Here is a 14,357-nt window from a genome sequence, read left to right on the forward strand (position 1 = left end):
TGATCCTTACATCCATCAACGACGGGACGAAGAAATGACACACCAAGGACGTTTGAGTGGCCATCACGCTTTGCTGACGGGTACCGGAGGTGGGATCGGCCTTGCGGTGCTGGCTGCCTATCTTCGCGAGGGCGCTATCTGTACCGCCATCGATCTTGCGACCGAACCCAGCGAGGGCATCCAGCAGCTTCTGCAGGCGCACGCGGACCAGCTCGATTATGTGGCGGCGGACGTCTCGAACCATGGGCAGGTTAGAGACGTGATCGAAGCGGCAACGGTGAGGCGCGGCCCGATCGACCGGCTGTTCAACAATGCGGCCATCTTCGATCTCGCGCCGGTAACCGATCCCAGCGAGGCGATGTTCGACCGCCTGTTTGCCGTCAATGTGAAGGGCATGTTCTTCACCATGCAGGCCGTGCTGCAGCAAATGGTCGAGCGCAAGATCAAGGGGGCGGTGATCAACGTGGCTTCGCAGGCCGGTCGCCGGGGCGAACCGCTGGTTGCGCATTACTGCGCCTCGAAAGCCGCCGTGATCAGTTATACGCAGAGCGCTGGCCTGGCGATGGCGCCCCATGGGATTCGCGTGAATGCCATCGCTCCGGGCATCACCGACACACCGATGTGGCAGACCGTCGATCGGCTTTACGCTGACGCCATGGGCGTGTCTCCAGGCGAGCCGACCCGACAATTCGTCAGCGCTGTGCCGATGGGACGGATGGGGCAGCCGCAGGACTTGGCTGGCGCGGCGGTGTTCCTTGCCAGCGACGAGTCCGCCTTCATCACCTGCCAGACACTCAACGTGGACGGTGGCACCGTCATGTCCTGAAGCAGAGGGCACCGCGCGCTCAGGGCCGACCTGTCGAAAAATCATCACAACAATCATTGCCGAACTGGAGACACCATGCCTCGCTCAATCATTCCCGTAAATGGCACGAACCTTTTTGTAGAGGACAGCGCAGAGCCAAACTTGCCCGTCATGCTGTGCCTGCATTCGCTGTTCCTCGATTCAAGGATGTTCGAAGGCCTGGCCGCATTCTTTGCCGGTCAATACCGGGTTGTTCGCCCGGAATTTCGCGGCCAGGGCCGTAGCGACCTTGACGATGTGCCGGTCATCACCATGGACCAGTGTGCCGAAGACATCCTGGCGCTTATCGAAAAGCTCGAACTGACGAACATTCACCTCATCGTTCAATCGATGGGTGGAGACGTCGGCGTACGCATGATTGCCGCACGACCCGAACTGTTCACCACGCTCACCCTGCTCGGTTCCTCCGTCCAGGAAGAGGACCGCGCCAAGATCGAGCGGCTACGGGCGTGGGTTCAGCGCGCGGGTGAAATGGGGTTCATCAACAAGGCGCTCGATGAAACCATGGAGATCATGCTGGGGGCCACGACGCGCAGCGATCCCGGCAAGGCTGCCTTGGTTGCACTCTGGCAGGACCGCATCAGCGCCGTGCCACGCCGACTGCTGCCGGCAATGAAGGGCGTGATCGAGCGTGATGACGCCTTGAACCTGCTGGAAAGGATCAGCATTCCCGCCTTGCTGATCAATGGCGAGGAAGACATTCAGCGCCCGCCGGAGTGGGCGCGGGAATGCGCCGAGCGCTTGAAGGATGCCGAGGTGTTCATCGTCGAAAAAGCCGGGCATAGCCCGCTTCTGGAGGTGCCGGAAGTGGTGCTGCCGAAAGTGCGGGATTTCCTCCACGCGCACCGCTCCTGACGACACGGTGCGTCAGTCTCCATAAAACAATGACTCACAATCCTGGAGAAAAAATTGACTGATTACATCGTCGTCGGCGGAGGATCCGCCGGCAGTACCCTGAGCGGGCGACTTGCCGAGGCGGGTGCGAAGGTTTTGTTGCTGGAGTCGGGTCCGGCGGACTGGAATCCCTTGATCCACATTCCCGCAGGGTTCGTGAAGCTTCTGGACGGCAAGCTGCTCTACCACTACGAAACGGAGGCGCAGCCTGGACTGGGTGGGCGAGCCACGACGCTGCCACAAGGGCATGTGCTGGGCGGAGGTGGCTCGGTCAACGCGACGGTCTATATCCGCGGTCAGCGCGCCGACTACGACGGCTGGGCGGCAGCGGGTGCGCAAGGCTGGGGCTATCGCGACGTGTTGCCCTATTTCATGCGGGCAGAAGATAACGAGCGACTCTCGGATGCCTATCACGGCACAGGCGGCCCACTGGGTGTGTCGGACCTGCGCCACACCAGTGACTTGACCCGCGCTTTTCTGCGCGGCGCTCAGGAAGCGGGTATTCCCTACACGGCGGATTTCAACGGAGCCCGCCAACGCGGGGTGGGCCTGATTCAGACCACCACACGCAACGGCCGGCGCTCCAGTGCAGCCGTCGCCTATCTGCGTTGCGAGAAGACAGAGCGCAATGTGGAAATCCGCACCGGTTGCCTGGTCACACGGATCCTGTTCGAGGGTGACCGAGCCGTCGGTGTGGAGTACCTGCACAAGGGGCGTCTGCTTGAAGCACGTGCCGATGTCGAAGTGATTCTTGCCGCAGGGGCGATCCAGACACCCAAGCTGATGATGCTGTCGGGCATCGGTCCCGAGGAGGCGTTGCGGCGACATGGGATTGCGCGCCGGCATCGACTCGAGGGCGTCGGCAAAAACCTGCAGGACCATTTGGAGTTTCCAGCCATCCGCTTCTGCACGGGACGGTATGGCTACTACGGCGAGGATGCCCCCCTGCGAGCGGCCAAGAACGGCCTTCAGTACCTGCTGTTCAAGTCCGGGCCGGCCATGTCCAACGTGACGGAAGCCTGCGCCTTCCTGAACGTCGATGACATGGAAGCCGAGCCCAATATCCAGATGCATTTCGCGCCGATCGTGTTCATCGACGGCTACCGGAAACAGAAGATCAAGCGCGCGGGCGCGACGGTCAATCCCTGTGTCCTGCGGCCAAAGAGTCGGGGAGAAATACGCCTGCGCTCGGCCGACCCGAACGATGCCCCTGTGGTGGATCCGCGCTATCTATCCGACCCCGACGATATGCGCCTTTCGCTGAAAGCATTGGCGGTGGCCCGTCGTATCCTGGCGCAGCCGGCCTTTGCCGCTTTCGTCGAAACGACCGAAGCATTTCCGGGTGAGGGACTGCGGGATGAGGCCGCACTGGCCGCCTACATTCGTTCTCGCGGTAAAACGGTCTACCATCCCGTCGGTACCTGCCAAATGGGGCTGCACGACATGGCCGTGGTCGACCCGCTGCTTCGGGTGCATGGCCTGCGCAACCTGCGCATCGTCGACAACTCCATCATGCCCAACCTCATCTCTGGCAACACCAATGCTGCCGCGATCATGATCGCGGAAAAGGCATCGGACATCGTGCTAGGACGCCAAGCGCTACCGCCTTCGGTCGTCTGAGCACGGGATCGCTTCGGCGACGGATGAATCGGTCATGTCGGACCGGGTTGATGCGTGAACATCAACCCGGTCCGGTCGTCTTTAGCGGGTCAGCTGTGTGACCCACTTGCCGCTTCGGGCATTGCGTTTCAGTTCACCCAGGGCGGCGGGCAGCGCTTCGAAGTCGAACGCATGCAGTTGCGGAGGTTGCAGACGGCCGGCTGCCAGGTCTTCCAACAGGCGTTCGCCCGCTTGGCGCAGCGCCTGCCAGTCGCTGTCGCTGCCATGGCCGTGAATGCTGTTCAGCGCCACCTCATGGAGTGAAATGGCCGTTGTGAAGGGCGCTAGCGGCGCCTGATCCTGTCGATCCTGGATGCAGACCAAATGGCCGTTGTAACCCAACAGCGATGCCAGAGACGCTGCATGTTGGCCGCTCACGGTGTCGAACACCGCGTGCAGACGGCGTTGGCCGAGCTGTCGCTGCAGGGTCTGGCGCCACTCTGAAGCGTGGTAATCGAACACCTCGACGACGCCCAAGCCACGCAGCGCATCGTGATGGGCCGGCGATGCAGTGGCCCAGACGCGGGCTCCGCGCGCCACCGCCAGTTGTACCAGGTACAGGCCTACCGCGCCGCCCGCGCCTGTGACAAGTACATCCCGAGGTGCTTCCAGGGGCACTTTCTCCAGCGCCTGCCAGGCAGTCAGGCCCGGGCAGGGGAACGCGGCGGCAAACCTGTCGCCCAGCCCGGCCGGCACGCGCAGCAGCGCACGGCTGTCCAGCAGGGCGTACTCGGCGAAACTGCCGTCACGGGCCAACGATTGGTGGTAGGCCACCCGGGTGCCAGGCTCCAGCGTCACGCCAGCCCCGCAGGCGACTATTTCAGCCACCGCATCGACACCGGGTACCTGGCCGTTGCCCCAGTCGGGTCGGCCCCAATCGATCATCTTCCAGTCCACCGGGTTCAGGGCAATGGCACGGTTGGCCACCAAAACCTCGCCCGGGCCCGGTTCGCCCAGCGGCTTGCGGCCCAGTTTCAGTCCGGCGAGACCCTGGCCTGGCGTGAAGCACCAGGCGGCGTAGTCAACGGGCATAGTCAATCTCCTGAGGGGGCGTGGATGCAGCGCTTGGCGACCTTTTCGATCACCACTTACTAGTACTGATCGCTGCGGCGCAGGCGCAGTGTATCCACGCATGTCCCCCTGAAAAACAGGACCGACAGCACAAGACTTTTGATTTCTATTCAGCAATGGACTGCTGAACCACCGAAAGCCACCGCCCATGTGGGGCGGTGGCCGCAGGGCTGATGGGTTACTTGCAGTTGCCTGCCTTGCGATACCCGGCAGCCAGCGCTTGCGCTTCACTGTCAAAGGTTACCTGGTTCTTTTGCGACACCTGGCTGTATCCGGGGCAGCCACTGGCAAGGTGATACACATGGCTGTTGCGGTTGCCGATGATCGCACCCTCGGTCGATGCGCTCGCCAGGGTAGGCTTGGGCACTGGCTTGGCTGCCGATTTCGGGCTTGCGGTGGTGGTTACGTCAGCAGCGCCCGCAGGCTTGTAGCCGAGTGTCCAGTTACGTTCGCCAGTGACGAACGGGTTGGAGTGCCCCATGATCCTGGCAATGCGTTGGTCACGCTCTTTTTCCCAGGCAGACACCGGGTGCTGCTTGTCCCAGGCCATGAGCAGCTGTTGCTGCTGGCGAGACATGCTCAGTCGGTAGCGGTCGAACATGTAGAACGTGGTGCGCGCCACCAGCCCCTTCACTTCGTCACGCGGCTCTGCGGCTTTCTGCTGGAAATCCACCTTGGTCGTGCATTGGCCGTACTGGGGGGCGACACCCGAGACCATGCCATAGTTGAAGTTGCTGCGATCACCGTTCACTTCGCCCACGGAGGGGTAGAGGTTGAACAGGTCGGCTTCCATGGCGCGGAAGGTTGGGTCGGTGTCGACACAGTGCTCGCGCCCGCCGCTCTGCCAGCATTGGCGCTGGTGGCCAAAGGTCCAGGCCGGCACGATGTGCTCCCATTCCGTGCGTTCGGCACGGGTCTGCAGCTTGCGGGTTTCGTAGCCGCAGGACTTGAGGTCGACGCGGCCACCGGACTTGCCGACCCAGGTCCACTTGCAGCCACAGTACAGGTCGCCCATGGCACTGTTGGCCTGGTCGAGGTAGACCTTCTGCTTGGCGATGACTTTGGCTTCGGTAAAGGTCGCGGGGGGAGTGGCGAAGGCGCTGGGTATGGCGGCGAGGGCGAGGGTTACGACGTACAGCAGTTTCTTCATGAGAAAACATCATCGAAGGGGTGGGCGCGCGATTATACGGCTTACCGGTGATGAATGAAGAAACGTCCCACGAACTTCAAGCCATGCACTTACAGCATCCAGTGCCTCAATTGTTGCGCCCCTGGCCGGGTCGGTGCGCGTGGCGGCAGTGGATGAAGCGCTGATGCAGTTGGCGTGAAGGGTTGCCAGGCATATGCTTGCCAGGCAGGGTGCAACCCTGCCGCCTGCGGCGAATAGCGCGTTGCCCGACCGTAGCGTGGTGACTGACTGGACACCAGGGAGAGCGTCCAATGAGTGAGGAATCAAGGCCGATACCTGCCAGCTTCAGCGAAGAGCAGCTGCACATGCTGTTGGAGCTGATCAGCGACGGCATCTGGGACTGGAACGCCAATTCCGGCTACGTCTATCGCAATTCAGGCTGGTACAGCATGCTCGGCTATGCCAGCCATTCCATGGCCAACACCGTGCTGACCTGGGAGGGCGTCATCCACCCGGAAGACTACCCCCGGGTGATGGAGCACTTCGAGGCCTACATCGACCAGCGCGCCGAGCGCTATCTCGTCGAATACCGCTGCCTGTGCCAGGACGGTAGCTACCTTTGGGTCGAGGACCGTGGCTACATCATCGCCCGTAACGACGATGGCACCGTGGCCCGCATGCTCGGCGCCCACCGCAATATCGACGCCGGCAAGCGCCTGGTGGCCGAGCTTCAACTGAAGAACCAGTCGCTGGAAACCCTGGTGGCCGAACACACCCGCGAGCTGTCGTGGGTCAATCAGCAGTTGCAGTGCCAGCTCGACGAGAACCGCGAGCTGGCCGAGCGCGATGCGCTGACTCGGGTCGCTAACCGCTACCGTCTGGAGCAGGCCCTGCAGCAGGCATGCGAGCGCGCCCAGCGTTTTCGCCAGCCGTTGGCCCTGATTGCCATGGATGTGGATGACTTCAAGCCGATCAATGATCGCTATGGCCATGTCCGAGGGGATGCAGCGTTGATGCAGGTGGTGGAAACGCTGCGTGGCTGCCTGCGTGAGCAGGACCTGCTGGCGCGTTGGGGCGGGGACGAGTTCGTCATGGTCCTGCCGCAGACCTCGCTGGCCGAGGCACTCGAAGTGGCGGCACAGCTGCGATGGGCGATGGCGCAGGTCGAGCCTGTGGAGGAATACGCGCTGTCCCTCAGCTATGGGGTGGTCATGCGACAGGATGGGGAGTCCCAGCATGAGCTGCTGGCGCGCGCGGACCAGGCGTTGTACCGGGCCAAGGAGGCCGGCAAGGATGCCATCAGCGAGTGAGTCGACTGGCGCTTTGTGGGGGCTGTTCGGGCCTCATCGCCGGCAAGCCGGCTCCCACACGGGATCTGTGGTGTCCCCGGCCCCTGTGGGAGCCGGCTTGCCGGCGATGAGGCCGGAGCAGACAACAGAGGGCTAAAAAAAGACCCGCGATGCCGGACAGGCAACGCGGGCCAAAATCGGCCACAGCCGCTTCAGTGTCAGATGTGCAAAGCGTGTCCCAGCGCGCGCAGTGCCGCTTCCTGTACCGCCTCGCCCAAGGTTGGATGGGCGTGGATGGTGCCGGCCACATCTTCCAGCCGCGCGCCCATTTCCAGTGACTGGGCAAAGGCCGTGGACAGTTCCGAAACCGCCACGCCCACCGCCTGCCAGCCCACGATCAAGTGGTTATCCCGCCGTGCCACCACCCGCACGAAGCCGCTTTTCGACTCCAGGCTCATGGCCCGGCCATTGGCGGCGAACGGGAACTGCGCAACGATGCAGTCCAGGCCTTGCTGGCTGGCCTGCTCTGGTGTCTGGCCAACCACCACCACCTCGGGGTCGGTAAAGCACACCGCCGCAATGGCGGTCGGCTCGAAGCGCCGGGTCTTGCCGGCGATGATTTCAGCGACCATCTCGCCTTGTGCCATGGCCCGGTGGGCCAGCATCGGCTCGCCGGCGACGTCGCCGATCGCCCAGACGTTGCGCATGCTGGTCTGGCAACGCGGGTCGATGGCGATGGCGGCGCCGTTCATTTTCAAGTCCAGGCATTCCAGGTTGAAGCCCTGGGTACGCGGTCGGCGGCCCACGGCCACCAGCACCTGGTCAGCTTCCAGGCGCAACTGGGCGCCTTGGCCATCGCGGGCCAGCAGGCAACCGTCGGCATAACCTTCGACGCTGTGCCCCAGGTGCAGGGCAATGCCCAGCTTCTTCAACGCGTCGGCCACCGGTGCGGTGAGCTCGCTGTCATAGGTGGGCAGGATGCGCTCGCGCGCTTCCACCACGCTGACCTGCGCGCCCAGCTTGCGGTAGGCAATGCCCAGCTCCAGGCCGATATAACCGCCGCCCACCACCACCAGGTGCTTGGGCAGGGCCTTGGGCGCCAGGGCCTCGGTGGACGAGATGATCGGCCCGCCCAACGGCAACATAGGCAGCGTCACGCTGTTCGAACCGGTGGCCAGCAACAGGTGCTCGCACCGGATGCGTTGCCCGTCGACCTCGACCTGCTTGCCGTCGAGGATCTTCGCCCAGCCATGGATGACCTTGACCCCATGTTTTTTCAACAGGGCCGCCACACCCGTGGTCAGGCGGTCGACGATGCCGTCCTTCCAGGCCACGCTGCGGCCGATGTCCAGGCGCGGCGAAGAGACGCTGATGCCCAGCTCGGACTCGCCGCTGTAGCGCGAGGTCTGGTGGAACTGTTCGGCCACGTGGATCAGTGCCTTGGACGGAATGCAGCCGATGTTCAGGCAGGTACCGCCCAGGGCCTGGCCTTCGACCAGCACGGTGGGAATGCCCAGCTGCCCGGCGCGGATGGCGGCCACGTAGCCGCCAGGGCCGCCACCGATGATCAGCAGGGTGGTTTCGATAGTCTGGTCCATGCTCACTCCACGAACAGGCAGGCGGGTTGTTCGAGCAGGCCACGCACGGCCTGGATGAACAGCGCGGCATCCATGCCATCGACCACCCGGTGGTCGAACGAGCTGGACAGGTTCATCATCTTGCGCACGACGATCTGGCCGTCGATCACCACGGGACGCTCGACCATACGGTTGACGCCGACGATTGCCACTTCCGGGGTGTTGACCACCGGTGTGCTGACGATCCCACCCAGGGCGCCGAGGCTGGTCAGGGTGATGGTCGAACCCGACAGCTCTTCGCGGCTGGCCTTGTTGTTGCGCGCGGCCGTGGCCAGGCGGGTGATCTCGCTGGCGTTGCCCCACAGGCTGCCCGCTTCGGCATGGCGCAGCACCGGCACCATCAGGCCGTTGTCACCCTGGGTGGCGATGCCCACGTGCACCGCGCCGTGGCGGGTGATGACCTGGGCTTCGTCGTCATAGGTGGCGTTGATCTGCGGGAAGTCGCGCAAGGCCACGACCAGTGCGCGTACCAGGAACGGCAGCAGGGTGAGCTTGCCACGGTTGTCGCCGTGCTTGCTGTTGAGCTGCTGGCGCAGGGCCTCCAGCGCGGTGACGTCGATTTCCTCGACATAGCTGAAGTGCGCCACGCGACGTTTGGCATCCTGCATGCGTTGGGCGATCTTGCGGCGCAGGCCGATCACTGGCACCTGCTCGCTGTCCGTGCGTTTGGCGTATCCGCCAGGCGCTTGACCTGCAGTGCTCTGCGGCTTGCTCATGAAGGCATCGAGGTCTTCGTGCTGGATGCGCCCGGCCGGGCCGCTGCCATGCACGTAGCGCAGCTCGATGCCGGCATCCAGGGCGCGCTTGCGCACGGCGGGGGAGGCCAGTGGTTTTTCGTTGGCCTGGCGCGGCACGATAGGCGCTGCGCTGCAAGCCGCGGCGGGTTGGCTGGTCGCAGGTTGCGCTTCGACACGCGATTCCGGTTGGGCGGCGACGGGTGCAGCCTGCGGTTCCACCGGCTTGGCCTGCGGCACGTCCACATGGTTGCCGCTGCCTTCCACTTCGATGCGGATCAGCTCGCTGCCGACCGCCATCACTTCACCTGGCTGGCCGCCCAGGGCCAGCACCTTGCCGCTGACCGGCGAAGGGATTTCCACCGTGGCCTTGTCGGTCATGACATCGGCCACCACCTGGTCTTCGGCGATCACATCGCCGACCTTGACGAACCACTCCACCAGCTCGACTTGCGCGATGCCTTCGCCAATGTCCGGCATCTTGATGACGTGCGTGCCCATTCAGACCTCCATGACCCGTTTCAATGCCGCGCCTACCCGCGATGGACCTGGGAAATACGCCCATTCCTGTGCATGCGGGTAAGGGGTGTCCCAGCCGGTGACGCGCTCGATCGGCGCTTCGAGGTGATGGAAGCAATGCTCTTGCACCAGCGACACCAGTTCGGCACCGAAGCCGCAGGTACGCGTGGCTTCATGCACCACCACGCAGCGGCCGGTCTTCTTCACCGACTCGACGATGGTTTCCAGGTCCAGCGGCCAGAGGCTGCGCAGGTCGATCACTTCGGCATCGACACCGGTTTCCTCGGCGGCCACCTGGGCCACGTAGACGGTGGTGCCGTAGGTCAGCACGGTGACATCGTTGCCGGGGCGGGTAATCGCCGCCTTGTCCAGCGGCACGGTGTAGTAGCCGTCCGGCACTGCGCTTTGCGGGTGCTTGGACCACGGTGTCACCGGGCGGTCGTGGTGGCCATCGAACGGGCCGTTGTACAGGCGCTTGGGCTCCAGGAAGATCACCGGGTCGTCGCATTCGATCGAGGCGATCAGCAGGCCCTTGGCGTCATACGGGTTGGACGGCATCACCGTGCGCAGGCCGCATACCTGGGTGAACATCGCTTCCGGGCTCTGGCTGTGGGTCTGGCCGCCGTAGATGCCGCCGCCACAAGGCATGCGCAGGGTCAGCGGGGCGATGAACTCGCCGGCCGAGCGATAGCGCAGACGGGCCATCTCCGAGACGATCTGGTCGGAGGCCGGGTAGAAGTAGTCGGCGAACTGGATTTCCACCACTGGCCGCAGGCCATAGGCGCCCATGCCCACCGCGGTGCCGACGATGCCGCTCTCGGAGATCGGGGCGTCGAACACGCGCGACTTGCCGTACTTGTTCTGCAAACCTTCGGTGCAGCGGAACACGCCGCCGAAGTAGCCGACGTCCTGGCCGTAGATCACCACGTCGTCGTCGCGCTCAAGCATGACATCCATGGCCGAGCGCAGGGCCTGGATCATGGTCATGGTGGTGGTGGCCATGGCGGTTTCCGGTTTGATGCTGTTGTTGTGGTCGTTCATCTCAAACCCCCAGTTCCTGGCGCTGACGGCGCAGGTGGTCGGGCATGTCCTTGTACACGTCCTCGAACATCGAGGCCGCGCTCGGGATGTGGCCGTTGGCCAGGGTGCCGTATTGTTCGGCTTCCTTCTGCGCGGCAATGACCGCGGCCTCGAACTCGGCGGTGACCGCCTGGTGTTCTTCCTCGGACCACTGGCCGATGTTGATCAGGTGCTGCTTGAGGCGGGCGATCGGGTCGCCCAGCGGGAAGTGGCTCCAGTCATCGGCGGGGCGGTACTTGGACGGGTCATCGGAGGTCGAGTGCGGGCCGGCGCGGTAGGTGACCCACTCGATCAGGCACGGCCCCAGGCCACGGCGGGCGCGTTCGGCAGCCCAGCGCGAGGCGGCGTACACGGCGACGAAGTCGTTGCCGTCGACGCGCAGCGAGGCGATGCCACAGCCCACGCCACGCCCGGCGAAGGTGGTCGACTCACCGCCGGCGATGGCCTGGAAGGTGGAGATCGCCCACTGGTTGTTGACCACGTTGAGGATCACCGGCGCGCGGTACACGTGGGCGAAGGTCAGGGCAGTGTGGAAGTCGGATTCTGCAGTGGCGCCATCGCCGATCCAGGCCGAGGCGATCTTGGTATCGCCCTTGATCGCCGAGGCCATGGCCCAGCCGACCGCCTGCACGAACTGGGTCGCCAGGTTGCCGCTGATGGTGAAGAAGCCGGCCTCGCGCACCGAATACATGATCGGCAGCTGGCGGCCCTTGAGCGGGTCGCGCTCGTTGGACAGCAACTGACAGATCATCTCCACCAGCGACACGTCGCGGGCCATCAGGATGCTCTGCTGGCGGTAGGTGGGGAAGCACATGTCGGTGCGGTTCAGTGCCAGGGCCTGGGCGCTGCCGATGGCTTCCTCGCCCAGGCTCTGCATGTAGAAGGACATTTTCTTCTGGCGCTGGGCGACCACCATGCGGCTGTCGAAGATGCGCGTCTTGAGCATGGCACGCATGCCTTGGCGCAGGATCTGCGGGTCGATGTCTTCGGCCCAGGGGCCCAGGGCATTGCCTTGCTCGTCGAGCACGCGGACCAGGCTCTTGGACAGGTCGGCGGTGTCGGCAGCGTCGACATCGATCGGGGGTTTACGGACTTGACCCGCATCGTTCAGACGCAGGTAGGAGAAATCGGTCTGGCAGCCTGGCCGGCCGGTAGGCTCGGGCACATGCAAACGCAGGGGGGCGTACTCGTTCATGCTTTTTACGCTCGCTCGGGTGTTGTTTTTGTGAGCTCTGAAGCGGTCGCCGCTGAGTACCGGCTTGTGACTGGTAGGTCAGCGTCAGTTACATAGTAGTGACAGCCCGGGAGAATTTTTCTCTCAAGTTGATTGCCTTTAACGCGCACTGCAGATAAACATTCTGAATAAACACAAAAAACCGGTGAATTTGTCTCATGCGCAAACTCGATCGTACCGATATCGGCATTCTCAACAGCCTGCAGGACAACGCTCGCATCACCAACGCGGAGCTGGCGCGTTCGGTGAACCTGTCGCCCACGCCCTGTTTCAACCGGGTCAAGGCCATGGAGGAGTTGGGGGTGATTCGCCAGCAGGTGACCTTGCTGTCGCCAGAAGTGCTGGGGCTGGATGTCAATGTGTTCATCCATGTCAGCCTGGAGAAGCAGGTGGAGCAGGCGCTGCACCGCTTCGAGGAAGAGATCGCCGAGCGGCCGGAAGTGATGGAGTGCTACTTGATGACGGGCGACCCGGACTACTTGCTGCGGGTGTTGCTGCCGAGCATTCAGGCGCTGGAGCGGTTTCTCGACTACCTGACGCGGTTGCCGGGGGTGGCTAATATTCGTTCGAGTTTTGCCTTGAAGCAGGTGCGGTACAAGACGGCGCTGCCGTTGCCTTCGAACGGGATGACGTTGCGGGAATAGCGGGTGGCAGTCGGCTCCCACACTGGATCTGTGGTGTCCCCGGTCCCTGTGGGAGCCGGCTTGCCGGCGATAGGGCCAGTGCAGGCTGCTTGATATTTTAAACACCCCCAGCCTATGTTGTTGCCAGCTGATAACAACAAGGACAAGTGTCATGACCAGCGCCGCCCAACGCCCCCTCGCCGAGTACCTCAAGGGCATCGACCAGATCGAATGCATCACCCCCGACCTCAACGGCGTGCCCCGCGGCAAGGTGATGACCGCCGAAGGCTTCCTCGAAGGCCGGCGCTTGCAGATGGCCCGCGGCGTTCTACTGCAATGCATCATGGGCGGCTACCCGCCGGCGCGCTTCTACGGCAGCGACGATGGCGACCTGGCGCTGGTGGCAGAGCCCACGCAAATCCACCGGTTGCCGTGGAGCGAAGAGGGCCTGGCCCTGGCCATCTGCGATGCCGTCGAACTCGATGGCAGACCTTCGGGGCTGTCCACCCGCGGCCAGCTCAAGGCGGTGATCGCCCGGTACGCGGCCCTTGGCCTGGCGCCGGTGGTGGCGACGGAGCTCGAGTTCTTCGTCTTCGCGCCCAACAGCGACCCGCAGCAACCGTTCCAGCCGCCGCTCGGCAAGGACGGCCGCCGCGAGCTTGGCCACTCGGCCTTCAGCGTCAGCTCCAACAACGGCCTGCGCCCGTTCTTCCAGGAGGTCTACCAGTGCATGGCGGCACTGGGCCTGCCGCGCGATACCTTCATGCACGAGATGGGCGTCAGCCAGTTCGAGATCAACCTGCTGCATGGCGACCCGCTGCTGCTGGCCGACCAGACCTTCCTGTTCAAGCACCTGCTCAAGGAAGTGGCGCTCAAGCATGGCCTGATCGTGGTGTGCATGGCCAAGCCGCTGGCGCACACGCCCGGCAGTTCCATGCACATTCACCAGAGCCTGGTCGATACGGCCAGCGGGCGAAATGTGTTCAACGACGAACACGGGCAAGCGACCGAGACCTTCCATCATTTCATTGGCGGCCTGCAGGCGTGCCTGGCCGACTTCACCGCGTTGTTCGCCCCCAACGTCAACTCGTACCAGCGCCTGTGCCATCCCTATGCCTCGCCGAACAATGCCTGCTGGTCCCATGACAACCGTGCCGCGGGCTTGCGCATTCCGGCCAGCGCCCCGGTGGCGCGGCGCGTGGAGAACCGGCTGCCCGGTGCCGACGCCAACCCCTACCTGGCCATTGCCGCCAGCCTGGCAGCTGGCCTGCACGGTATCGAGCAGCGCCTGCAGCCGGCACCGGCCATCCAGGGCGAGTTCGAGGTGCCGGAGAATCTGAGCCTGCCTTGCACGCTGCACGCCGCGCTGGAACGCCTGAAGCGCAGCGCACTGGCGCAGCAATTGTTCGGCAGCGAATTCATCGAAGGTTACGTGGCCAGCAAGACCCTGGAACTGTCCGACTTCTTCGACGAGATCACGCCCTGGGAGCGGCGGGTGCTGGCGGCACAAGCCTGATCGCGACACGAGCGCTACTGGACGCGCCCCTGGCGAAGTATTTCGCCTTGGGGGGCCTGCGCCACGGCGCATTTGCTTTTATGCTTGCCAGGTCAACGCCACCTGAC

General features: G+C 63.9%; 12 protein-coding genes. 6 read left to right on the forward strand and 6 right to left on the reverse strand.

The window, feature by feature from the left end; translation table 11 throughout:
• Nucleotides 1-34: 34 nt before the first annotated feature.
• From ACIPZB_RS17125 to ACIPZB_RS17135, 3 genes are all read left to right on the forward strand, one after another.
• Nucleotides 35-826, forward strand: a complete 792-nt coding sequence (locus tag ACIPZB_RS17125; protein WP_400641765.1) for an L-iditol 2-dehydrogenase — start codon at nucleotides 35-37, stop codon at nucleotides 824-826.
• 75 nt (nucleotides 827-901) lie between these two features.
• Nucleotides 902-1,720, forward strand: a complete 819-nt coding sequence (locus tag ACIPZB_RS17130; protein ID WP_400641766.1) for an alpha/beta fold hydrolase — start codon at nucleotides 902-904, stop codon at nucleotides 1,718-1,720.
• 54 nt (nucleotides 1,721-1,774) lie between these two features.
• The gene (locus tag ACIPZB_RS17135; protein WP_400641767.1) at nucleotides 1,775-3,379 is read left to right on the forward strand and encodes a GMC family oxidoreductase; all 1,605 of its coding nucleotides are present in this window, start codon (nucleotides 1,775-1,777) and stop codon (nucleotides 3,377-3,379) included.
• 81 nt (nucleotides 3,380-3,460) lie between these two features.
• On the opposite strand, the gene ACIPZB_RS17140 is transcribed toward ACIPZB_RS17135, so the two are convergent.
• Complete coding sequence (locus ACIPZB_RS17140; RefSeq protein ID WP_400641768.1) at nucleotides 3,461-4,450, reverse strand: zinc-binding dehydrogenase; 990 nt, start codon at nucleotides 4,448-4,450, stop codon at nucleotides 3,461-3,463.
• 217 nt (nucleotides 4,451-4,667) lie between these two features.
• Nucleotides 4,668-5,639, reverse strand: coding sequence for an endonuclease (locus ACIPZB_RS17145; protein WP_400641769.1), 972 nt, complete (start codon nucleotides 5,637-5,639; stop codon nucleotides 4,668-4,670).
• Between the two features lie 290 nt (nucleotides 5,640-5,929).
• Between ACIPZB_RS17145 and ACIPZB_RS17150 the strand changes: the two genes are divergently transcribed.
• A complete protein-coding gene (locus ACIPZB_RS17150) occupies nucleotides 5,930-6,928 on the forward strand; it encodes a sensor domain-containing diguanylate cyclase (protein ID WP_400641770.1) in 999 nt (332 codons plus the stop codon).
• Nucleotides 6,929-7,125: 197 nt separating this feature from the next.
• Here the strand turns inward: ACIPZB_RS17150 and lpdA are convergent, their stop codons facing one another.
• Genes lpdA through ACIPZB_RS17170 form a run of 4 tightly spaced genes read right to left on the reverse strand, consistent with a single transcriptional unit; the run spans nucleotide 7,126 to nucleotide 12,072 of the window.
• Nucleotides 7,126-8,505 carry a dihydrolipoyl dehydrogenase gene (gene lpdA, locus ACIPZB_RS17155; RefSeq protein ID WP_400641771.1) on the reverse strand — a complete coding sequence of 460 codons (1,380 nt, stop codon included), beginning with the start codon at nucleotides 8,503-8,505 and terminating at the stop codon, nucleotides 7,126-7,128.
• Between the two features lie 2 nt (nucleotides 8,506-8,507).
• Nucleotides 8,508-9,779, reverse strand: a complete 1,272-nt coding sequence (locus ACIPZB_RS17160) for a dihydrolipoamide acetyltransferase family protein (protein ID WP_400641772.1) — start codon at nucleotides 9,777-9,779, stop codon at nucleotides 8,508-8,510.
• Nucleotides 9,780-10,838, reverse strand: coding sequence for an alpha-ketoacid dehydrogenase subunit beta (locus ACIPZB_RS17165; protein ID WP_008098685.1), 1,059 nt, complete (start codon nucleotides 10,836-10,838; stop codon nucleotides 9,780-9,782). It abuts the gene before it with no gap.
• 1 nt (nucleotide 10,839) lies between these two features.
• Nucleotides 10,840-12,072: a 3-methyl-2-oxobutanoate dehydrogenase (2-methylpropanoyl-transferring) subunit alpha gene (locus ACIPZB_RS17170; protein ID WP_400641773.1), complete on the reverse strand. Its 1,233-nt coding sequence runs from the start codon at nucleotides 12,070-12,072 to the stop codon at nucleotides 10,840-10,842.
• A gap of 197 nt (nucleotides 12,073-12,269) precedes the next feature.
• On the opposite strand from ACIPZB_RS17170, the gene bkdR reads away from it, so the two are divergent.
• Together bkdR and ACIPZB_RS17180 are read left to right on the forward strand one after the other, a co-directional pair.
• Nucleotides 12,270-12,755, forward strand: a complete 486-nt coding sequence (gene bkdR / locus ACIPZB_RS17175) for a Bkd operon transcriptional regulator BkdR (protein WP_012315571.1) — start codon at nucleotides 12,270-12,272, stop codon at nucleotides 12,753-12,755.
• A gap of 253 nt (nucleotides 12,756-13,008) precedes the next feature.
• Complete coding sequence (locus ACIPZB_RS17180) at nucleotides 13,009-14,250, forward strand: glutamine synthetase family protein (RefSeq protein ID WP_400641874.1); 1,242 nt, start codon at nucleotides 13,009-13,011, stop codon at nucleotides 14,248-14,250.
• The last annotated feature ends 107 nt before the right edge of the window (nucleotides 14,251-14,357 follow it).

This window comes from Pseudomonas sp. NPDC089396 (assembly GCF_044749545.1).
Classification (GTDB): Bacteria; Pseudomonadota; Gammaproteobacteria; order Pseudomonadales; family Pseudomonadaceae; genus Aquipseudomonas.